The following is a 20715-nucleotide window of genomic DNA, read 5'->3' on the forward strand; positions in this document are numbered from 1 at the left end:
AAGTACCCGGTGGGGATATCATTATGCCCCAATACTGTTGGTAATTAAGGGGAAAATAAATGGAACGAAAAAATGTGGCCTGGAATATGATCGGAAGCCTGGTTTATGCCGGTTCCAGCATGGTCCTTACGGCCCTTGTCAACCATCTCATAGGAACGGAACAGGGAGGAATCTTTGGTTTTGCCTTCAGTACCTTTGGGCAGCAGATGTTTCTGGTAGCCTATTTTGGCATGAGACCTTTACAGAGCACGGATACAAGCAAAAGCTATACGTTTTCCGAATACCGTCTGGCCCGGCTCGTTACCTGCTCCGTGGCTGTCCTTTTTGGAATGGGTTATATTATTTTTAACACCCTGTCCCCGTCGGCAGGCTATACGGCTCAAAAGGCCCTGGTGGTATTTTTGATGGTGCTGTATAAGGTACTTGACGGGTTTGCAGATGTATATGAATCGGAATTTCAGAGAAATGGACGGCTGTACCTTACAGGACAGGCCATGGCTTTCCGCACGCTGCTTTCCGTATGCTGTTTTTTAGGAACCCTGGCTGTAACAAAGGCGCTTATATTTTCCTGTGTGGTAGCAGTTTTGTCCCAGGGAGCGGGAATTCTGCTGTTTGATAAAAGAGCGGCAAAGAGTGTTCCTGGAATTGTGTTTACCAGGACTCCTGGCAGGCAGTGGAGGCTTTTGCAGGATGGATTTTTGCTGTTCTTGTCCGTTTTTTTAGACGGGCTCATTTTTGCCATGGCAAAATATGCGGTGGATGCCCGGATGACTGCTACGGACAACGCTGTTTTTGTGGCAATTTTTATGCCGACCTCGGTCATTAACCTGGCGGCGAACTTTGTGATCCGTCCCTTTTTGACCAGTATGTCTTATCAGTGGGAGGAGAGGAATTTTAAGGAATTTGGGTCCGGCTTAAAGAAGCTTTCCGGTATTATATTCCTTCTTACGGTGATTGCCCTGGCAGGTGCCTGGGTGCTTGGAGTTCCAGTGCTTGGAGCCATTTCCAATGTGGAACTTAAGCCGTATAAATCCGGGCTTCTGTTCATCGTGCTGGGCGGCGGTTTCTTTGCGGTCATGAATCTGTTTTATTATGTGCTTGTCATCATGAAACAGCAGAAGCGGATCTTTTTCGGCTATGTGCCGGTCAGCATCCTTTCCTTCTTTCTCTCCTTCTGGCTGGTTGGAAAGGGAGGGATCAATGGAGGAGCCTTTTCCTATATGCTGGAAATGCTGATACTTATGCTTTGCTTTATGGGACAGGCGGTCCGTGTCTTTATTACAGAGGAAAGAGGGAGGCTGGAGCGGAAGAAATGATGGATAAGGTACTGGTAGTGATACCTGCATACAATGAGGCTTTAAATATTGAGCGCGTGGTAGGAGAAGTGATCACCAACTATCCTATGTTTGATTATGTGATCATCAATGACGGTTCCACCGATCACACGGCGGATATCTGCAGAAAGCATGGCTGGAAGATCATTGACCTGCCTATGAATCTGGGGCTTGCCGGAGCATTCCAGACCGGTCTTAAATATGCCCACAGACGGGGCTACCGGTATGCCATACAGTTTGACGGGGACGGGCAGCACCGGCCGGAATATATCCTTCCCATGAAAGAGAAGATGGATGAAGGATATGATATTGTTATCGGCTCCAGGTTTGTGACGGGGAAAAAGCCTCGTTCTATGCGGATGCTTGGAAGCAGACTCCTAAGCGGCTCCATCTGGTTCACAACAGGAGTAAAGGTCAGTGACCCTACCTCCGGGATGCGTATGTTTAACAGGAAGATGATCAAGGAATTTGCCGATGGCTTAAATTACGGCCCGGAGCCGGATACGATCTCCTATTTGATCAGCCAGGGAGCAAAGGTCGCAGAGATTCCTGTAATCATGGATGAACGGATTCTGGGAGAGAGCTATTTGAATCCGGTCAATGCTGCCCGGTATATGGGAAAGATGCTGTTTTCCATACTGCTGGTACAGAGCATCCGTATCAGGGACAGGAGATAAAGGAAGGGAGAACGTAACATGACAGTTTTGCTTCGAGGCGTACTGATATGCGTTTCCATATTACTTACATTTTATTTACTTAGAAAAATACGCCATTCCAAGATGAAGATAGAGGATTCTATCTTCTGGGTGATGTTTGCCCTGCTTTTGGTGGTATTCAGCTTATTCCCTCCATTGGCTGATTTCATATCCCGGATGGTTGGGACCTATTCCACCGCTAACTTTATCTTTACCTTTATGATTTTCATCCTGTTGGTAAAGGTTTTCTTCCAGTCCGTGAAAATATCCCAGCTGGAGCGGAGAATGACGGAGCTGATCCAGATGCTTGCCCTGGACCGGGAAGAGGACAGGGAGAAGGAGGAAGGTCATCGTGAAGCTCATTCTGAATAAAAAGGGGTTGCTGCTTACGGCGGGAAGCATTTTTTTTCTCGCCTTTCTTTTTATAAAAACCTATGAAGAAACCATTGTGGGCATTCCATCGCCGGAATTTGAGGCGGTCCGCCGCTTTTACTGGTGGCTGATCGTGTTTGGTTGTGGATTTCTTGCTTGTCTGGGAGCGGTCTTGTGGATAATTGAGACACCACCGTTTTTTTTGTTTCCTGGAACAGTGGTGATTTTGGGTCTGTTTTATATGCTGGTTCTCACCCCTTTTTCAACGCCTGATGAGGCGGCTCATTTTACCAGTGCTTACCGGCTTTCAAGCCAGCTTATGGGAAAACCGGCGGTGGCAGATGATGCCTTTCTTTCCCATGCAACAGAGGAGGAGAAAGAGAGGATCGGCCGCGGGGCCAATGTTCTGGTGCGGAGCGGCGATGATGCGACCGGGCTTTATACCAGTGTGGGGCGTACCACATACAACCTGGTACTTAAGGAGATGTTTTCCCTTGATAAGAGCCAGGGTATGACGGTCCGCTATGAAATACCGGTGAATACCACGCCGGTTGTTTATCTTCCCCAGACCCTTGGGATCTGCCTTGCCAGGCTGCTCCATTTGGGATACGTTCCTTTGGTATATCTTGGCAGGCTGTTCAATCTTCTGGCTTTTGCAGGTATGGCAGCCCTGGCTGTCAGGATCATGCCCTTTAAAAAAGAGCTGCTCATGGCGGTATCGTGCCTTCCCATGACTCTTCATCTGGCAGCGTCTTTTTCTTATGATGCAGCTTTTATCGGCCTGTCCATGCTGTTTCTGGCCTGGTGTTTTTACCTGGCCTTTGAGAAGGAGAAGGTGACCGTAAAGGATACGGTTCTGCTGGCCCTTTTGCTGATTCTTCTGGAACCAGGGAAAATCGTTTATCTGCCGGTAGCCGGGATCTGCCTGTTTATTCCTTCTTCTAAATTCAAGTCCAAAAAGGATTACTGGATCTCTGTTATAGGTGTCATAACCGCTGTCCTCCTGGCAGTGTACCTGGTAAACCGTCTGGTCCTTTCTGCGTGGGCGACTACTACAGAAAGCTATGTGGGCTGGAGTGAAGCGGCAGGGTATACGCTTCAGGATGTGTGGGAGCACCCCTATCGTATTTTTCGGGTATATTATGAGACCCTTGTGACTCAGTTTGATTATTATCTGACCACCATGCTGGGAGGATTTCTGGGCAATTTGGATCCTAATCTGACGGTGCCTCCTTTCTGCCTTTCGATCCTGTGGTATGTGCTCTTTGTCAGTGTGATAAGGAGGGAAGGGGAAGAGTCCCCCTTGTCAGGCGGACAGAAGCTTTGGATGGTTTTTCTGGTGTTTTTAAGCGCCTGTCTGGTTCTGGCTTCCATGCTTTTAGGCTGGACGCCAAGGGAGCTTACCTATATAACAGGCGTACAGGGACGGTATTTTATTCCTCTGCTTCCCCTTGTGCTGCTGGTGGTATTTGACAAACGCCTGGTGATCAACTTGGATTTAAGGAAAAGCGCATGGTATCTGGAATGCTTTGTGAGCATTTATGCTCTGATACGCATCTGTTCCACAGCGTGTCTGCGCTATTGATATACGGAAAGGCAATTAGCCAAAGTCAGGCTTGCCTGGACTTGGAGGCTGCCCGCGGGGATAAATACTCCGCGGCTTGCTACGGAGTATTTAACTGGAAGGTAGGAATTTACAATGGAAGAAAAAAGGCAGGAAAAGACCGTTGATGTGATCATTCCCGTATATAAGCCGGATGAGAAGTTAAAGCTTTTGCTGAAACGTCTGGGAGAACAGTCATACCCTATCCGTCGGATCATCGTCATGAACACGGAACGGTCTTATTGGAAGGAAGAGGAATATGGCTGGGTCCCTAATCTGGAAGTACATCATGTGACAAAAGAGGAATTTGACCATGGCGGCACCAGGAACCAGGGAGCCGGTTATTCTGAGGCGGATATCATGGTATTTATGACCGATGATGCGGTTCCGGCTGATGGAAATTTAATAGGGGCGCTTGTAAGGGGCCTTGACCAGACTGGAAAGGGCGGAGAAAAGGTGGTCATGGCCTATGGAAGACAGCTTCCCAATCCTGACTGTGCCCTGGCAGAGCAGTATACCCGGTCCTTTAATTACCCGGAGCAAAGCAGGGTAAAGACAGGGAAGGATTTAAAGGAGCTGGGAATCAAGACCTTTTTTGCCTCCAATGTCTGCTGTGCCTATGACCGGGCCGCATTTTTAGAGGCAGGCGGATTTATCAGGCGGACTATTTTTAATGAGGACATGATTTATGCGGGAAATGCGGTAAGACACCGGGGAGAGGCAGTTGCCTACGCAGCCGGGGCAAAAGTGTACCATTCCCATAATTATGGCTGCATAGCCCAGTTTAAGAGGAATTTTGACCTTGCGGTATCCCAGGCGGACCACCCGGAGGTGTTTGAGGGAATCCGCTCGGAAGGTGAGGGAATCCGGCTTGTGAAAAAGACCTGTGCCTGGCTTGTAAAGGAAGGGAAGCCATGGCTTGTTCCCGCAGTGATTGTAAAAAGCGGTTTTAAATACATGGGATATCTTATGGGAAAACGGTATCGCAGTCTGCCAAAGTGGCTGGTCTTTAGCTTTACCATGAACAGGGAATATTGGAAAAAGGAAAGATAAAACAATGAGAAAAGCAGCCCGGTTAAAGCCGGCTGTCCTGTTGTTAAAAAATTCATGATGGGATAAGAGCACTGTATATTGATCATAAATATCCAGTGCTTTTATATACTCCATAAAAATGCAAAAAATAGGCTCAAGATATGCTTTGAGCCTATTTTTATATTACATGGATATTGCAAATGAATCAATTTATCATGTGGCAAATGGAGATTCGTCATACTCAATCCTCAAATATTGGTTCAATGTGCTCCATAATAAACCCTATCCTGTCCTTAGGGTCCGGTGTAAATAGAGAAGCGATAGAAACGACCATTTTTTTCTTTGTATTGACGTAGATTACGTTTCCCCCGTCTCCCAAGGCTGCATAGATATGCTCTTTATCATTAATAATCCACCACAGGTAGCCATAAGACAGCCGATTCAGTCTGATGTGCTCCTTTGTGCTTACTTCTATCCATTTTTCCGGTATAATTTGTTTCCTTTCCCATGTTCCACCATTTAGGTACAATTGGCCTATTTTTGCCATATCCCCAGGCGTCAGGAAAAGGCCCCAGCTTGCCGTATTTATCCCTTGCGGGTCAACAACCCAGCCACTGGTATTTTTATCATTCATAATGGCGATATGCTCCTCTTTATTCCCCAGCACCACATTCTGGGGAACATTGATTCCCAGTGGCGAGAATAAATGTTCCGCAGCGAAATCAAGCACTGGCTGGCCCGTCGCTTTTACAAGAATACCTGACAGGATATGGGTTCCTATGATGGCAGAATACATAAATTCTCCTGTATGTTTTTCGCCTCCCAGTAAATCAAGGGCAGCTTTTACCCAGTTATCGCTTGCGAAAAACTCCTCGTATGGCTCAGACTCATATTTATATGAGGCCGTCATGGTAAGCAAATTTTTAAGTGTAACACTCTGTATTGTTTTTTCACCTGTCTTAACAGTGTAATCCGGGAAAAAGTCCAATACCTTCTGATCCACACTTTTAATATGACCTTTATTAATTGCGATACCAATTAATGCGGAAAAAACGCTCTTGGTCACCGAATATATATGAAGGTCGTTATGGGCTGTATATCCATTAAAGTAGTTTTCATATAGTTTTATGCCGTTTTTTTGTACAACAATGCCTGCGATATTGCTATAGTCACTGCTTATCGTCTTTTCAAGTTCATTAATTTTTTCCTGATTCATATAATTTCCTCCGTTAAGTGATAAAGGATATCCTTAAAATAAAGGATAGATCCATTAAAAATGATTTGCAAGAACTATTTTTAAATATTTAAAATGATCAGCTATCTGCTACAACCTTTCTGTCAGTCCGGTAAAAACCGGACTGCTTTCCGTTTATTTTTTCTTCATGACCTGTGTCAACCATATTAAACGATGCACCTGTCACGGACCGGAAAAGCTACGTTGGGATCAATTCCATTGACAGCAACCAGTCCCAGATTTTTAATCAGATCAACAACCGGATGGTCACTTCAAAAGAAACTGTGAACCGTATTAAGGTGGAAGAGATCAAGATCCCATCCGGCCAGGCATTTGAAGCCGAGGAAATAGTGAGCAATTTATTCCAGAATCCCCAGGGTCCTGCGGACATCATTGTCTGCATGGATGAAGTGGATACGGAGGCAGTGTATCAGGCGGTTATCGATTATAACAGTGTAGGTAAGACCCAGATCAAACAGATGGTAGAGCGTATGAATTCTGTATACATAAGCAATGTGAACCTTAATGAGCTGTCGGAGGTCCTTTCCGATGTGCAGAATTTCATGTACAAATACTTGCAGGTAAAGGATTCCGAGTCCTTAACCAATTATTACCGGGCTGAACAGGATTACAGGAAGCTGTTAGAGGGACTTAATGTTACTGTAACTGATAATCAGATTCAGATCCTGGAAAAAAACATCCGCAACATGTTGGACAGCTATCTGGCTGTTACAGATGAAACAGTACAGGCAAAGCGCGGGCAGAATGTGGAAAAATACAAAAGCTCCTACGAATCCGCCCTAAAGCTTTACCGGTTCATCAACCGTGACATTTCGGTCTTAAACAGCCGGCAGTTTAAAAATAATTCCGCCAGCTATCAGACCCTGCAGGCGGCCCTTCAGTATCTGGAGGTCATAAGCACTGTGATTTTAATGATCGTGATGGTCATCGGCTTGTTGGACATATATCATAATAAAATTGTTGTGATGCCACTTTTTTTAGTCATTTTACAAAAGGATTAAGCTGTATTAAAATAAGATTATATTTAAAATACACATAAAAAATAAAAAGGAGAGAGAAAAACATGGCTGTAAAGTATATTCCGGAACCGTTCAGAATTAAAATGGTAGAACGTATTAAAATGTTAACTCAAGAGGAACGTATCGAAAAAATCAAAGAGGCTAAGTTTAATTTATTTAGCCTAAAGGGCGAAGATGTCTATATTGACCTTTTAACCGATAGCGGAACCAATGCTATGAGTGATGGCCAATGGGCAGGAGTTATGAGAGGCGATGAAGCATACGCCGGTTCATCCAGTTACTATAAATTATTTGATGCAGGCAAAGACATATTCGGTTATGATTTTATACAACCGGTTCACCAGGGCCGTGCCGGCGAAAAGGTGCTTTTTCCTATTTTCCTTTCCAAAGGTAAATTTGCCATTTCCAATATGTTTTTTGATACAACAAGAGCCCACGTAGAGCTGGCTGGGGCCAGAGCCATTGACTGTGTGGTAGAGGAAGCAAAAAATCCTTCCATAAGAGCTCCTTTTAAAGGCAACATGGATGTTGTTAAACTTGAAAAATTAATCAATGAACTGGGCGCTGAAAATGTTGGTCTTGTTGTAATGACTATTACTAACAATTCAGCAGGAGGCCAGCCGGTATCCATGGCAAACATGAGAGAGGTATCAGAGATATGTAAAAAGTATAATATTCCTCTTAATATTGATGCCGCCAGATATGCTGAAAATGCCTTTTTCCTAAAGCAGCGGGAAGAAGAATGCAAAAATATGTCCATAAAAGAAATTGTCAGGAAAATATTCAGCTATGGTGATATGTTTACAATGTCCGCAAAAAAGGATACAATTGTAAACATCGGTGGTCTGATTGGAATAAAAGACGGGAATTCACCAATTATATTAAAAATAAAAGCCAACTGTATTTCATACGAAGGATTCTTTACTTACGGAGGACTTTCCGGACGTGATCTTGAAGCCCTGGCAATTGGACTTTACGAAGGAATCGACGAAAACTTTTTAAGATACCGCATCGGTCAGATGGAATATCTGGCAGCTAAATTAGACGATGCAGGAATTGCTTACCAGTCACCGGTGGGCGGTCATGGAGTCTTTGTGGATGCGGCAGCATTTTTCCCTCACATTCCATATAATGAATTCCCTGCACAGGTGCTTGCAATCGAGCTTTATAAAGAGGCTGGGATCCGTACCTGTGACATAGGCTCCTTTATGCTGGGCAACGATCCTGATACCGGAGAGCAGCTTCATTCTGAGTTTGAATTTACACGCTTTGCGATTCCGCGCCGCGTTTATACACAGGCACATATTGACATCATGGCTGATGCATTAATCGCAATCAAGGAAAGAGCGTCCGAAATCAAGCGGGGATACCGCATCACCTGGGAGCCGCCGATTTTACGTCACTTCCAGGCATCTTTGGAACCCATCGAATATTAAGAATATATCCGACAATAGGGGGTATTTTACTATGCGAGATCAATGGAACAGCAGAACAGGCTTTTTATTCGCAGCAATAGGGGCTGCAGTAGGACTAGGTAATTTATGGAGATTTCCGTTTCAGGCTTATAAAAATGGAGGTGGAGCATTTTTCCTCCCATACTTTGTAGCGATTGTTACATGTGCCGTTCCTTTAATGATCATGGAATACACCTATGGTCGGAGAATACGAGGCGGTTCAACAAAGGCATTTGCCAGGCTTAAGAAGAAGTTAGAGATTATTGGCTGGGTTCAGGTTATGGTACCCATCGTTGTTATGATGTTTTACAGCACCATCATATCCATATCTGTTGTCTTTATGATTTACTGTATAGGTCATGCTTTCGGCATAGTAAACTGGATGAGCAATCCAGGACCACTGTTAGGCGTTATTACCGGGCAGGCCCAGAATGCTTTCGACTTTTCAAGCGGCATCAGCCTTTATATGTTAGGCGCTGTGGTTGTCGTATGGTTTTGCAACTGGGCCATCGTCCGGCAGGGAATTTCAGGAGGAATTGAAAAAGCCTCAAAGATATTCACTCCCCTGCTTATGATTCTGATGATAGTTTTTATGATTAACTCCATGAGGCTGGAGGGTGCTGCAATCGGGTTAAATGCATTATTTACACCGGATTTTTCTAAAATTTTAAATCCCAGTATATGGGTCGCAGCATATGCGCAGGTGTTTTTTTCCACCACGCTTGCAGTTGGCGTTATGATTGCTTACGGCTCATATCTGGGAGAAGAGCAGGATATCGTAAATAACTCATTTATTACCGTACTGTCAAACAGCTCTTTTGACATTATTGCAGGGATTACCGTATTTTCAACCCTGGGATTTTTGGTCAATAAACAGGGAGTTTCTTTTGATTCCTTTGGAACCGGAGCCGGAGTTGCTTTTATCGCATTTCCTATCGCAATTTCAACCATGTCATCCAATATTGTGGTTCAGGGCATTTTAGGATTTTTATTTTTCTTCTGCTTATTTATTGCCGGTATTTCCTCCAGCATTTCTATGCTTGAGGCATTTAATACCTCAGCCTTGGATAAATTTAAGATTTCACGTAAAAAATTAACCAACATCATATCCATCGCTGGTTTTATCGGAAGTGCAACCTTTGCTACATACTGTGGATTTAACTATATTCTGGACCTTGTAGATTCTTACGTGGCAAACTATGTGATCGCCACTCTTGGCCTGGTGGAAGTTGTTGCAATCAGTTACATTTATGGTACGGAGAAACTCAGAGAAGATGCAAACCAATATTCTGACTTCAAGGTCGGTAAATGGTGGGATTACTTACTAAAATACTTTACCCCCATATTGTTGGGAATTACAGTTATTACAAATTTTGTGTCCGGTATTATGAAGATGTTTGGTATGGATTCTGTTACACTGATATCAAATATTGTGTTTGGCTGGGGAACAGTTGTACTCATGATCGGTGTTGCCATTGTATTCTGTAAACGCCCATGGCAGGCTGCTCTTGAATAACTTATAGATTAATAATTCATTTGACAAGGGGAAATTACTATGAATCCATTTGCATTGACTATGATGATTGTTGGCTGTTCTTTTATATGGGGGGGATTGTTTCTGTGTGTGGGCATAGCCCTGACTAAAAAACCGGAAGAATAAAAGGCAAAAAAATTGAAAGGGATATTGCAAAACTAACCCAGGTTAGTCAGGCAATATCCCTTTTTCTTTAACCATTTGCTAACTGTCTTTTAAAGAAGCCAATTGAAGAAAAATTTTTATAAAAGGATTTTCATTGGATTTCTGGTACATGGCGACAAAATTCCCGGGATCAAAATCCTTTAAATTAATGGCTTTCACATTCGGTGTTAAATGCTTGATGCAAATACTCGGTAAGAATGCCACACCCAGTCCGGATTCTACCATTAATATCTGGGATTCCAAGCTATTGGCATTAATGAAATTTTTAATGTTAAGGCCGGCCGTCATCGTAAATTGTCTTAAAACCTCCAGAGAGCAAGGTCCTGAATCTTCACTTAAAGTAATTAATGTACATTCATTCAGTGAATCTGCTGATATGGTATCAAACTGGGCAAGGGGATGCTTTTTATTTGCAATGATATACATAGTAGAAGGAAAAACCTGCTTTACCACGGTCTCATCCAGTGATACAAAAGCGGGACTAAAGGGAAGCGTAAAGACTATATCTAATTTTCCGGCCTGTAAGTATGTTATAAGGTCACTATAGCTATGCTTGGCAACCAGAACATCAATATCCGGATAAAGGGCCTTAAACTCAGAAACTACCTGTGCTATGATAATATGTTCATAATGGCCAAAGCCAATTTCCAATACCCTGGGATGGAGCTTAGCCGTCTTTTGGGTTTGAAAAATCATCTCGTTGTACAGTTCTATAATCTTTAAAGCTTTGCTGTAAAAAACTTCCCCGGCAGGTGTAAGCAAAACAGTTCTGTTATTGCGTTTTAACAAAACAACTCCCAGTTCTTCTTCGATGGCTGCAATCTGCCTGCTCATTGCTGTTTGCACCATGTGGTGTTCCTGGGCAGCTTTTGTAAAATTCTTATGTTTTACAACTGAAACAAAATAAGATAATCTTCTGATTTCCATTTAACCACCATATCTTTTCAATGAGAGATAAAATGCCTGTCTGAGATATATATAAGAGAAACGGTTACCAATACAATTTTAACAAGATGCCTGAAAAATTGCAACCTTAAGTCTTAGTTTGTTCCTCCCTGCCGTCACCGGATGCCTTGTCAGCTTTTAGATGTATATCTGAATGTGAAATAGCAGTAGCATTTTCTTGCCGTGAAAAAGTCCTGACCGTTCAGGGCTTTTTTAATTTGGATAAATCTGTGCTAATGGTTCATAAACAAGTCCTGTTCTGTCCGTGATAAGATAAAGCCGTCAGCAAAACCAATATTGAAGGAGGAGAAAACATGAAACGAAAATTTTTAGCAGCGGCAATGACCTTTGCCTTAACGGCAGGAATGCTTTCCGGTTGTTCCAGTTCTACAGGTTCCGCACCGGAGAACAAAGAGACCCAGACAAGTGTGGTGGCCGCCACAGAAGCCGCCAAGGCGGATAAGACCCAGACAGAGGAAACCAAAGAAGCAAAGGGGAAGGGGACCTTAGTCGGAGTTGCCATGCCACCAAGGATCTGCAGCGGTGGAACCAGGATGGGACCAATATGAAGAAGGAACTGGAAGACGCCGGATATAAAGTGGATTTACAGTATGCAAGCAATGATGTCCAGACCCAGGTATCCCAGGTGGTAAAAATGGTGGATTCCGTTATGCAGGGCGGAGAAGCAGAGATCAATGATACCAAATCTTATGACAACGGAACCGAAATTATCCCTTCCTATCTGTGCGACCCGGTGGTTGTAACGGTTGATAACTATAAGGATATGCTAATTACTTCAGGATATTACACGGAAGACCAGTTAAAGTAATAAAAGTTATTTTCTTATGGGGACGGCTTCTTACGGTGACCCCGATCATTGGGATTTACAGTTATATTTCTTCCAAGACCACTACAGGCAGGTATTTTTATGCTGTGGGCGGAAATGAGAAGGCCACCAGACTGTCCGGTATTGACATCAATAAAGTGTATTTAAAAATGCTGTTATCTTGTACATACGTATAAGAGGCAGCATTTTTTCATTTCCCTTATAAGACATTTTCCGCATTTTGTTATCTCTGGATTCTCCTGCCAATAAGCGTCTTATTTAAATAAAAATCCCCCTATATATAGAAATCTGGTCAAACTTGTGGTAGAATGCTACAAGTAAAAGAATGTTTTTAAAGTTAAAGGAGCATAAATTATGGGAAAGATAAAAGTAACAACTTGCGGAATAGAAGGACTTTATGTCATTGAGCCTGCGGTATTTCACGATTCCAGAGGATATTTCATGGAAACCTATAATCAGAATGATTTTAAGGAAGCCGGACTTGACATGGTTTTTGTACAGGACAACCAGTCCATGTCCGTAAGAGGCGTGCTGCGGGGCCTTCATTTCCAGAAACAGTTTCCACAGGGAAAGCTGGTGCGTGTTGTAAGAGGAACGGTGTTTGACGTGGCAGTGGACCTGCGTTCCGCTTCTGAAACCTATGGAAAATGGTTTGGTGTGGAGCTGTCTGCGGAAAATAAAAAGCAGTTCTATATTCCGGAAGGCTTTGCCCATGGATTTTTAGTTTTGTCTGATGAGGCAGAATTCGCATATAAATGTACCGATTTCTATCACCCAGGCGATGAAGGCGGAATTTTGTGGAGCGATCCGGTAATCGGCATTGACTGGCCGATCGAGGAAGGTATGGAACTGATCATTTCTGATAAAGATCAAAAGTGGAGCGGAATCCGGGATACCTTCAAATTTTAGTGAGAGGAGAAAACCATGAATTATCTGGTTTCCTTAATAAAAGAAATAATTGCAAAGAGAAAGCTTATTCTGGATCTGTCAAAGGCGGATTTTAAAAAACGGTTTGTAGGTTCCTATTTTGGGATCGCATGGATGTTTTTGCAGCCTATGGCAACGGTACTGGTATATTTTTTCGTATTCCAGATGGGCTTTAAAAGCGTGCCTCCTGTCCCGGAATATCCTTATGTACTTTGGCTGATTCCTGGCATTGTGCCCTGGTTTTATTTCAGCGAGGTGCTGAACATGGGGACGGGCTGTCTTCAGGAGTATAATTATCTGGTAAAAAAGGTGGTATTCCGGGTGGAGATCCTTCCGGTCATCAAGATGATTTCCTGCATGATGGTACATGGCATTTTTGCAATCATCATGATCCTGGTGTTTTTCTGCTATGGCTATTTTCCAAAGGCAAGCTGGATACAGATCCTGTATTATTCCTTTGCAAGCTCCATGCTTTCTTTAGCCATTGCGTATTTTACCAGTGCCATTCATGTGTTTTTCAAGGATATGGCTCAGATCATAGGGATCTGCCTGCAGTTTGGTATGTGGATGGTGCCGATTATGTGGGCGCCGGAGATGTTTCCGTCAATTCCATCCTGGCTGCCGGTCCTGCTTAAGTTAAATCCCTTTTATTATATCGTGGCCGGATACCGGGACAGCATGCTGACCGGAAACTGGCTGACAGAACGGCCCACCCTGGGACTTTATTTCTGGTCAGTGACCATTGTCCTGATGCTTATAGGGCTGAAAGTATTTAAAAAGCTCCGCCCGCACTTTTCCGATGTGCTGTAACCTTCACGAAAGCAATGAGCAGTGCGAAATATGACATAAAGTAATTTTCGTTGTGCTCGCACATAAGAAAATTATTTTGTGGAATATTTCATAGGGCGAATGCCCGTGAGCCTGCAAAACTTTCAGTTTTGCAGGCTGCACTGCGGACCTGTGGGATAATTTAATGTAACATGGAGGATTCAATGTCCGTAGAAAGTAACAACAAAGCAATAACCGTTAATAATGTAACAAAAATATATAAACTATACGAAAAGCCTGTTGACCGTTTAAAAGAGGCTTTAAGCGTGACCCACAAAAATTACCACAGGGATTTCTATGCCTTAAACGGCATTTCTTTTGATGTGGAAAAAGGACAAACCGTGGGGATCATCGGAACCAATGGATCGGGCAAGTCCACCATACTGAAAATCATTACCGGAGTCCTTACGCCCACCTCAGGCAGTTTAGAGGTAAACGGAGTAATTTCCGCCCTTTTGGAGCTGGGAGCCGGATTTAATATGGATTATACCGGAATCGAAAACATTTACATGAATGGCACCATGATGGGCTTCTCCAAAAAAGAGATGGAGGGGAAGCTTCAGGACATCCTGGATTTCGCAGACATCGGAGATTTTGTGTACCAGCCTGTAAAGACCTACTCAAGCGGTATGTTCGTCCGTCTGGCATTTGCGCTGGCAATCAACGTGGAGCCTGAAATCCTTATCGTTGACGAGGCCTTATCCGTTGGAGACGTATTTTTCCAGGCCAAATGCTACCGCCGCATGGAAGAAATCCGCCGGAACGGGACCACCATATTAATGGTCACTCATGATATGGGAGCAATCATCAAATATTGTGACCGTGTAGTAGTATTAAACAAAGGTAATTTTATTGCTGAGGGAGAGCCTGGAAAGATGGTGGATCTCTATAAAAAGATCCTGGCAAATCAGATGGACGACCTTGGAGAAGAACTGGAAGAGATACGAAGCGGCATATTAAGCGACTTTTCCGGGGAACAGGCATCTGTTCTGGCGCAGTCTAAAAACTCCCGCCAGGAAGGGCTTATGAAGGAAAAGCTGACGATCAACCCAAGCCGTACCGAATACGGCGACAAGAGAGCGGAGATCGTGGATTTCGGGCTTCTGGACGAAAGAGGAAATGTGACCAATCTCCTTCTTAAAGGGGAGTACTTTACCATTAAGGAGCGGATCCATTTTCATACCCAAATCGAGACGCCGATCTTCACCTATACCATCAAAGATAAGCGGGGGGCCGATTTAACCGGCACCAACACCATGTACGAGGCCTCTGATGTGCAGGCCGTGGGAAAAGGCGATGAATATGAGGTGGAATTTAACCAGAAAATGACCCTTCAGGGAGGGGAGTATCTTCTTTCCATGAGCTGCACGGGATTTGAAAACGGAGAGCATGTAGTTTACCACCGCCTGTATGACATCGCAAACATTACGGTCATTTCCAATAAAAATACGGTAGGTATTTATGATATGGAACCGGAAGTAAGCTTAAAGCTTTACCGGGCAGGAGAGTGAGGAGGAAACGTCCATGAATGATATCAGCCCTGAACTTAAGAAGCTGTTTTTAAAATATGATGGGGATACAAAAAAGCTGCTGCAGGAAAATCCAAACCTGGATTACCTGTATGCATTATCCGATATACGTGAGAACCTGCTGGAGTGGTATGAATTTGATGAGGCGGCTTCCCTACTGCAGATAGGGTCCGACTATGGCGCCCTGACCGGCCTATACAGCAGGCGGGTCAGACAGGTAACCGTTCTTGACCCTGACCGCAATAATCTGTCGGTCAACCGTCTGCGCAACGAAAAACAGGAAAACATCCGGTATATAACAGGGGAATTAGATTCCTTTGAAGAGGAAGGCTTTGATTATGTAGTGATGGTGGGGTCCTTAAGGCCGCCCTATGACAAGCATATAAAAAAAGCAAAATCCCTTTTAAAGCCGGAAGGAAAGCTGATTCTTTCCATATGCAACCGCTTGGGCCTTAAATATCAGGCCGGTGCGGTTCCTGACAGGGACCGCCTTTCAAGGACAGAGGTCTTAGAGCTTTTGTGCGGAGAAAACGGACAGCAGGGAAAGGCAGAATTCTATTATCCCATGCCGGATTACCGTTTGCCGGTGACTATGTATTCCGATGAGTACCTGCCGGGCAAGGGAGATCTGACTCATGCCATTCTTGCCTATGATTATCCCAAATATCTGAGGTTTGATTTAGGAAAGATGTTTGATGAGGTATGTGAAGGAAAACAGTTTGAGACATTTGCCAATTCATTTTTAACCATTTGGAGCCGTTATGAAAAAAATTAACTTTGTGAAATACAACAAGACCCGCAGGGATGCGTTCCAGATCCGCACCAGTCTGGTGGAAGAGAACGGCTGTCCTTTTGTAGAAAAGTCAGCCTTAAGGCCTGAGGGTGTTGCGCATATAAAATCCCTTGAGGAAAAATATAAAAGCCTTGCTTCCCAAAGCCAGGGGCTTAAGGTCACCGGGGTTTCCATAAGTCCGGATGAAAAGACTGCCCGTTTTGATTTCCTTAAGGGACAGACCCTTTCCGAGCTATTGGGAAGGGAGATCAGTAATGGGAAGATTCCCGTATCCCAAATGGAAGACGCACTTTCCCTGATCCTTGGCGTGAAAGAAAACTGCATCATTCCCTTTACCATTATGGCTGAATTTGAAGAGGTGTTCGGTAAGCTTGCTGAGGCAGATGAAATCATAAAAAAAGACTGGGCGTTTAAAACCTCCAACATTGACTGTCTTTTTGAGAACATCATGATGACTGAGGATGGTCCTTATCTCCTGGACTATGAATGGGTATTTTCCTTCCCGGTTCCGGTCACTTTTATAAAATTCAGGGTTCTTTATTACTTTTACCAGCAATATAAAAGCCTTTTATCCTATGATTCCATGGAAACCTTTATGGAAGAATTCGGTGTTGAGGCAGACCGAATCCCAACATATGCTGAGATGGAACGCTGCTTCCAGGAATATGTCCATGGAGAGAACCAGCAGATCTATCTGGTCAATTACATGCAGGAAACCCATGCCTTGCCTGAGGATATGTATGATTTGTCCCAGGTGATCGATGAGACAAAGGAACGCCTTTCCCAGATGGAAATGGAGATACGGGAAAAGGATGTGCTCATCACCAGGCAGCAGGAGGAGAAGCGCTTGACCGACAATCATGTGACCAACCAGGAAATGATCATTCAGACGCTCCGGACGGATTGTGATGATATGAGGGAAATGATCTCCTGGCTTCGGGGACATGAGGCATTGACCTTCCGCGCCAGAAGAAAGCTGGGAAGAATCTTTAACCAAAGGTTCCCCAAGGGGACCAGAAAGCGGAAGCTGCTGTTCTACGCCAAGGATACGGTATTTCATCCGCTTAAATCCTTCCGCCTCTATACAACAGAGGAAGGAAGGAACCTGATCGAAGGGGATATGAAGATTGGAGATGCCTACCGGACTCATGGAAAGCTCCGTTTTATAAAAGAGGGCCATCCCATGGTATCCATCATAATCCCGGTCTACAATCAGATCCATTATACCTATGCCTGTCTTGCGTCTATTTTGGAGCATACCAGGGACGTGGTGTATGAGGTCATTATAGCGGACGATGTTTCTACGGATGCAACGGCCGAGCTTTCAAAATTCACGGAAAACGTGGTCATATGCCGCAATGAGACCAACCAGGGTTTTTTGCGGAACTGCAACCAGGCAGCCAAAGCTGCCAGAGGAAAATATGTCATGTTCTTAAACAATGACACCCAGGTAACAGAAGGGTGGCTGAGCAGCCTGGTAAACTTAATCGAATCAGACCCAACCATCGGCATGGTGGGATCCAAGCTGGTTTATCCTGACGGACGCCTGCAGGAAGCAGGAGGAATCATATTCCGTGACGGTTCCGGCTGGAATTACGGACGTCTTGACGATCCGGATAAGGCGGAATACAACTATGTAAAAGATGTGGACTATATATCCGGTGCTGCTATCCTTCTTTCCAATGACTTATGGAAACGGATCGGCGGATTTGATGACCGTTTTGCCCCAGCCTACTGTGAGGACTCTGACCTTGCCTTTGAGGTACGCAAGGCGGGCCTTCGGGTGGTTTACCAGCCTCTATCCAAGGTCATTCATTTTGAGGGCGTTTCCAACGGAACGGATGTCAACGGCTCAGGCCTTAAACGGTATCAGGTGGAAAATGGCCTTAAGTTAAGGGAAAAGTGGGCGGCTGAATTTAAGCTGCAGAGTGAAAACAACGGAAATCCCGACGTATTCCGGGCCAGGGAGAGAAGCCAGGGCAAGGATATTATTCTGGTAGTGGACCACTATGTTCCCACCTATGACCGGGATGCAGGCTCAAAGACCACCTTCCAGTATTTGAAGATGTTCCTGGAAAAGGGCTATGTGGTAAAATTTCTGGGAGATAATTTCCTTCATGAAGAACCCTATTCCACCGCGTTACAGCAGATGGGAATTGAGATCCTTTACGGCAGGGAATACCAGGTAAAGATATGGGACTGGTTAAAAGAGCATGGAAATGATATTAAGGTAGCTTATTTGAACCGTCCTCATATAGCAACCAAGTATGTGGATTTTATCAAGGATAAAACAAACATTAAGATGATTTATTATGGGCATGATCTGCATTTCTTAAGGGAAGGCAGAGAGTATGAGCTGACCGGGGATCCTAAGAAGAGGGAGTCCTCTGAGTATTGGAAATCCGTGGAGCTTCGCCTTATGAGAAAGGCTGCGGTATCCTATTATCCCTCCTATGTGGAACGGGAGGCCATTCATGAGATAGAGCCTTCTATCCATGTGAAAGCCATTGTAGCCTATGTTTACGAAAAGTTCTTAAACCATATTCCCGATGACTTTGAGAAGAGGGAAGGACTCTTGTTTGTTGGAGGATTTGCCCATCCGCCTAACGCAGATGCAGTTTTGTGGTTTGCACAGGAAATATTCCCTTTAATCAGGAAACAGCTTTCTGTCAATTTCTACATCGTGGGCTCCAGGGTAACAGATGAGATTAAGGCTCTGGAGCAGCCGGGCAGCGGAATCATTGTAAAGGGATTTGTATCAGAAGAAGAACTGGCAAGTCTTTATTTAAACTGCCGGGTTGTGGTGGTGCCTCTGCGTTACGGTGCCGGTGTAAAGGGAAAAGTCATCGAAGCCTTATATAACGGTGCTCCGGTCGTTACCACATCCATCGGTGCAGAGGGAATCCCTGAGGCAGAGAAGGTCATGGTGGTGAGAGATGAGCCGGCAGCCTTTGCCGGAGAGGTGGTTTCCCTGTATCAGGATACTGGGCGGTGTAAGCAGATGTGTCTGGAAACCCAGAATTATATACGCAAATACCACAGCATAGAAGCAGCCTGGAATGTAATAGGAGAAGATTTTTAAACGGCAAAGCCTTAAATAACCTCGTCCCGGCTTAACCGGGCGAGGTGCCGTGCCGCGTTTGAATCGATAGAAAGGAACTAAGGAGAAGGCAGTAAGAAAGGAAGAGGATCACATGGAAGAGAAAAAAAGAGACCGGCTTCTGTTCTGGGATATTTTAAAAGGGATCGGAATCGTCTCCATCGTGTTTGGTCATTCCCAAAATCTGGGGATCGCCATTCGGACGGTGTATTATTACCATCTGGCCATATTCTTTTTCATTTCAGGATACCTGTATAATGAAGAGCGTTACGGGGATGCCCCCTTTGACTTTTTTGCACGGAGGTTAAAGAATATGTGGGTGCCCTATTTCTGCTATGGGGGCCTGTTTGTTTTACTACATAACCTGTTTTCAAAGTATCTTCTTTTTCTGTCCGATTCTTACGGCAAAAAGGAGACGATCCTTGCCATGACAAATACCCTGTTCCTGCGCTGCCCGGAAGTCCCGTCAGGAGCCATGTGGTTCGTGCCTCTTATGCTGGCGGCTGGAACAGGCTTTTCGGTCATCCTCTGGTTCTGCCGGAACTATCTTCCGGCTGCTTTCCGTCCATGGGCAGCAGCGGTTTTCTGTATCGGTGCAGGTCTTTTTGGCGCAGCTCTCATCCGGAAGGAGATATTCCTAAATTACCACCTTCAGACAGCCTTATTGGTGATCCCGGTTTATTACGGCGGATATGCTGTACGGACATGGAAGATCTCCATAGAAAAATATGTGACATGGTATGGTGCAGCTCTGTGTGCAGGACTTTTCTATTATTTCCTGTTGTTTACAGAGGAAAGTGTGGAGTTGTCCGCCAATCAGATACCGGGAGGAGTCAATTTTTATATCATTTCCGCAGCAGGTATTTATCTTTGCTGCTACGCTGCCAAATGCCTGCAGAAGGTTCCAAAGGCAGGGAAGGCTGCGGCCCTGCTTGGAAAATATTCCTTTGATATCATGGCTCTCCATTTCCTGGCGTTTAAGATCTGTGACCGGATCTACGCCCAGATGATACTGGAGCCTGCAGAAAATCAGGGGGGATTTCCTCATTCTTATCCGGAACTTCATGTGCTGTATCTTGTTCTGGGAATTGTCCTTCCGGTCCTTTTTGCAATAGGAGGAAGGAAGGTCATTCATGGCCTGGGCGGCATGCTTCGTGCCCGGGCAGGGAATTTGCAGAAATGATCTTTATGGATTGTTGCAGAAGATATATGCTATACTATCCACGAAAGCAATGAGCCTGCACCGCAGACTCATGCTATAATAACCATTAGAAAAGATGTCA

Annotated in this window: 19 protein-coding genes and 1 pseudogene; 18 read left to right on the forward strand and 2 right to left on the reverse strand. The window is 44.5% G+C overall.

Features of this window, described 5'->3' with window-relative positions; translation table 11 throughout:
- The first annotated feature begins 59 nt into the window (after window positions 1-59).
- From ABFV83_RS19295 to ABFV83_RS19315, 5 genes are all read left to right on the forward strand, one after another.
- Entirely contained in the window at window positions 60-1316 is a 1257-nt protein-coding gene (locus ABFV83_RS19295) for a lipopolysaccharide biosynthesis protein (protein ID WP_349946185.1), read from the forward strand.
- On the forward strand, window positions 1316-2011 hold the full coding sequence (locus ABFV83_RS19300; RefSeq protein ID WP_349948953.1) for a glycosyltransferase family 2 protein: 696 nt from the start codon (window positions 1316-1318) through the stop codon (window positions 2009-2011). The genes ABFV83_RS19295 and ABFV83_RS19300 overlap by 1 nt, the downstream gene beginning before the upstream one ends.
- Window positions 2012-2029: 18 nt before the next feature.
- Complete coding sequence (locus ABFV83_RS19305) at window positions 2030-2401, forward strand: DUF2304 domain-containing protein (RefSeq protein ID WP_349946187.1); 372 nt, start codon at window positions 2030-2032, stop codon at window positions 2399-2401.
- On the forward strand, window positions 2382-3986 hold the full coding sequence (locus ABFV83_RS19310; protein WP_349946189.1) for a DUF2142 domain-containing protein: 1605 nt from the start codon (window positions 2382-2384) through the stop codon (window positions 3984-3986). Before ABFV83_RS19305 ends, ABFV83_RS19310 begins: the two co-directional genes overlap by 20 nt.
- Window positions 3987-4100: 114 nt before the next feature.
- Window positions 4101-5057, forward strand: a complete 957-nt coding sequence (locus tag ABFV83_RS19315; protein WP_349946190.1) for a glycosyltransferase — start codon at window positions 4101-4103, stop codon at window positions 5055-5057.
- A gap of 220 nt (window positions 5058-5277) precedes the next feature.
- Here ABFV83_RS19315 and ABFV83_RS19320 read toward each other — a convergent pair whose 3' ends face one another.
- The gene (locus ABFV83_RS19320) at window positions 5278-6252 is read right to left on the reverse strand and encodes a serine hydrolase (protein WP_349946192.1); all 975 of its coding nucleotides are present in this window, start codon (window positions 6250-6252) and stop codon (window positions 5278-5280) included.
- A gap of 173 nt (window positions 6253-6425) precedes the next feature.
- Between ABFV83_RS19320 and ABFV83_RS19325 the strand changes: the two genes are divergently transcribed.
- The 4 genes from ABFV83_RS19325 (at window position 6426) to ABFV83_RS19340 (ending at window position 10424) form a co-directional block, all read left to right on the forward strand.
- Entirely contained in the window at window positions 6426-7292 is an 867-nt protein-coding gene (locus ABFV83_RS19325; protein ID WP_349946194.1) for a hypothetical protein, read from the forward strand.
- A 62-nt stretch (window positions 7293-7354) separates the two neighbouring features.
- Window positions 7355-8746, forward strand: coding sequence for a tryptophanase (locus ABFV83_RS19330; protein WP_349946196.1), 1392 nt, complete (start codon window positions 7355-7357; stop codon window positions 8744-8746).
- 31 nt (window positions 8747-8777) lie between these two features.
- Complete coding sequence (locus tag ABFV83_RS19335; protein ID WP_349946197.1) at window positions 8778-10280, forward strand: sodium-dependent transporter; 1503 nt, start codon at window positions 8778-8780, stop codon at window positions 10278-10280.
- Between the two features lie 39 nt (window positions 10281-10319).
- Window positions 10320-10424: a MetS family NSS transporter small subunit gene (locus ABFV83_RS19340; protein WP_349946199.1), complete on the forward strand. Its 105-nt coding sequence runs from the start codon at window positions 10320-10322 to the stop codon at window positions 10422-10424.
- A gap of 78 nt (window positions 10425-10502) precedes the next feature.
- On the opposite strand, the gene ABFV83_RS19345 is transcribed toward ABFV83_RS19340, so the two are convergent.
- Window positions 10503-11390 (reverse strand): LysR family transcriptional regulator, encoded by an 888-nt coding sequence (locus tag ABFV83_RS19345; protein ID WP_349946201.1) that lies wholly within the window; start codon window positions 11388-11390, stop codon window positions 10503-10505.
- 332 nt (window positions 11391-11722) lie between these two features.
- On the opposite strand from ABFV83_RS19345, the gene ABFV83_RS19350 reads away from it, so the two are divergent.
- The 9 genes and pseudogenes from ABFV83_RS19350 (at window position 11723) to ABFV83_RS19390 (ending at window position 20615) form a co-directional block, all read left to right on the forward strand.
- On the forward strand, window positions 11723-11977 hold the full coding sequence (locus ABFV83_RS19350) for a hypothetical protein (protein ID WP_349946203.1): 255 nt from the start codon (window positions 11723-11725) through the stop codon (window positions 11975-11977).
- Entirely contained in the window at window positions 11974-12237 is a 264-nt protein-coding gene (locus ABFV83_RS19355; protein ID WP_349946204.1) for a hypothetical protein, read from the forward strand. The genes ABFV83_RS19350 and ABFV83_RS19355 overlap by 4 nt, the downstream gene beginning before the upstream one ends.
- Before the next feature lie 26 nt (window positions 12238-12263).
- Window positions 12264-12398, forward strand: a pseudogene (locus ABFV83_RS19360) (sugar ABC transporter permease); the annotation flags it as partial.
- Between the two features lie 211 nt (window positions 12399-12609).
- Window positions 12610-13164: a dTDP-4-dehydrorhamnose 3,5-epimerase gene (rfbC, locus tag ABFV83_RS19365; RefSeq protein ID WP_349946206.1), complete on the forward strand. Its 555-nt coding sequence runs from the start codon at window positions 12610-12612 to the stop codon at window positions 13162-13164.
- A gap of 15 nt (window positions 13165-13179) precedes the next feature.
- A complete protein-coding gene (locus ABFV83_RS19370) occupies window positions 13180-13992 on the forward strand; it encodes an ABC transporter permease (RefSeq protein WP_349946208.1) in 813 nt (270 codons plus the stop codon).
- Window positions 13993-14174: 182 nt separating this feature from the next.
- A complete protein-coding gene (locus tag ABFV83_RS19375; protein WP_349946209.1) occupies window positions 14175-15521 on the forward strand; it encodes an ABC transporter ATP-binding protein in 1347 nt (448 codons plus the stop codon).
- A gap of 13 nt (window positions 15522-15534) precedes the next feature.
- Complete coding sequence (locus ABFV83_RS19380) at window positions 15535-16314, forward strand: methyltransferase domain-containing protein (RefSeq protein ID WP_349946211.1); 780 nt, start codon at window positions 15535-15537, stop codon at window positions 16312-16314.
- Entirely contained in the window at window positions 16301-19414 is a 3114-nt protein-coding gene (locus ABFV83_RS19385; protein WP_349946212.1) for a glycosyltransferase, read from the forward strand. Before ABFV83_RS19380 ends, ABFV83_RS19385 begins: the two co-directional genes overlap by 14 nt.
- Before the next feature lie 112 nt (window positions 19415-19526).
- Entirely contained in the window at window positions 19527-20615 is a 1089-nt protein-coding gene (locus ABFV83_RS19390; RefSeq protein WP_349946214.1) for an acyltransferase family protein, read from the forward strand.
- Window positions 20616-20715 lie beyond the last annotated feature (100 nt).

It is taken from the genome of Lacrimispora sp. BS-2, from assembly GCF_040207125.1.
Taxonomy (GTDB): domain Bacteria; phylum Bacillota; class Clostridia; order Lachnospirales; family Lachnospiraceae; genus Lacrimispora.

Bases quoted from the DNA above. Each gene is read 5' to 3' on its own strand.
- ABFV83_RS19350 (WP_349946203.1), top strand. From the start codon at position 11,723: ATGAAACGAAAATTTTTAGCAGCGGCAATGACCTTTGCCTTAACGGCA.
- rfbC (WP_349946206.1), top strand. From the start codon at position 12,610: ATGGGAAAGATAAAAGTAACAACTTGCGGAATAGAAGGACTTTATGTC.
- ABFV83_RS19340 (WP_349946199.1), top strand. From the start codon at position 10,320: ATGAATCCATTTGCATTGACTATGATGATTGTTGGCTGTTCTTTTATA.
- ABFV83_RS19295 (WP_349946185.1), top strand. From the start codon at position 60: ATGGAACGAAAAAATGTGGCCTGGAATATGATCGGAAGCCTGGTTTAT.
- ABFV83_RS19370 (WP_349946208.1), top strand. From the start codon at position 13,180: ATGAATTATCTGGTTTCCTTAATAAAAGAAATAATTGCAAAGAGAAAG.
- ABFV83_RS19380 (WP_349946211.1), top strand. From the start codon at position 15,535: ATGAATGATATCAGCCCTGAACTTAAGAAGCTGTTTTTAAAATATGAT.
- ABFV83_RS19375 (WP_349946209.1), top strand. From the start codon at position 14,175: ATGTCCGTAGAAAGTAACAACAAAGCAATAACCGTTAATAATGTAACA.
- ABFV83_RS19390 (WP_349946214.1), top strand. From the start codon at position 19,527: ATGGAAGAGAAAAAAAGAGACCGGCTTCTGTTCTGGGATATTTTAAAA.
- ABFV83_RS19320 (WP_349946192.1), bottom strand. From the start codon at position 6,252: ATGAATCAGGAAAAAATTAATGAACTTGAAAAGACGATAAGCAGTGAC.
- ABFV83_RS19315 (WP_349946190.1), top strand. From the start codon at position 4,101: ATGGAAGAAAAAAGGCAGGAAAAGACCGTTGATGTGATCATTCCCGTA.
- ABFV83_RS19305 (WP_349946187.1), top strand. From the start codon at position 2,030: ATGACAGTTTTGCTTCGAGGCGTACTGATATGCGTTTCCATATTACTT.
- ABFV83_RS19385 (WP_349946212.1), top strand. From the start codon at position 16,301: ATGAAAAAAATTAACTTTGTGAAATACAACAAGACCCGCAGGGATGCG.
- ABFV83_RS19335 (WP_349946197.1), top strand. From the start codon at position 8,778: ATGCGAGATCAATGGAACAGCAGAACAGGCTTTTTATTCGCAGCAATA.
- ABFV83_RS19355 (WP_349946204.1), top strand. From the start codon at position 11,974: ATGAAGAAGGAACTGGAAGACGCCGGATATAAAGTGGATTTACAGTAT.
- ABFV83_RS19330 (WP_349946196.1), top strand. From the start codon at position 7,355: ATGGCTGTAAAGTATATTCCGGAACCGTTCAGAATTAAAATGGTAGAA.
- ABFV83_RS19300 (WP_349948953.1), top strand. From the start codon at position 1,316: ATGGATAAGGTACTGGTAGTGATACCTGCATACAATGAGGCTTTAAAT.
- ABFV83_RS19345 (WP_349946201.1), bottom strand. From the start codon at position 11,390: ATGGAAATCAGAAGATTATCTTATTTTGTTTCAGTTGTAAAACATAAG.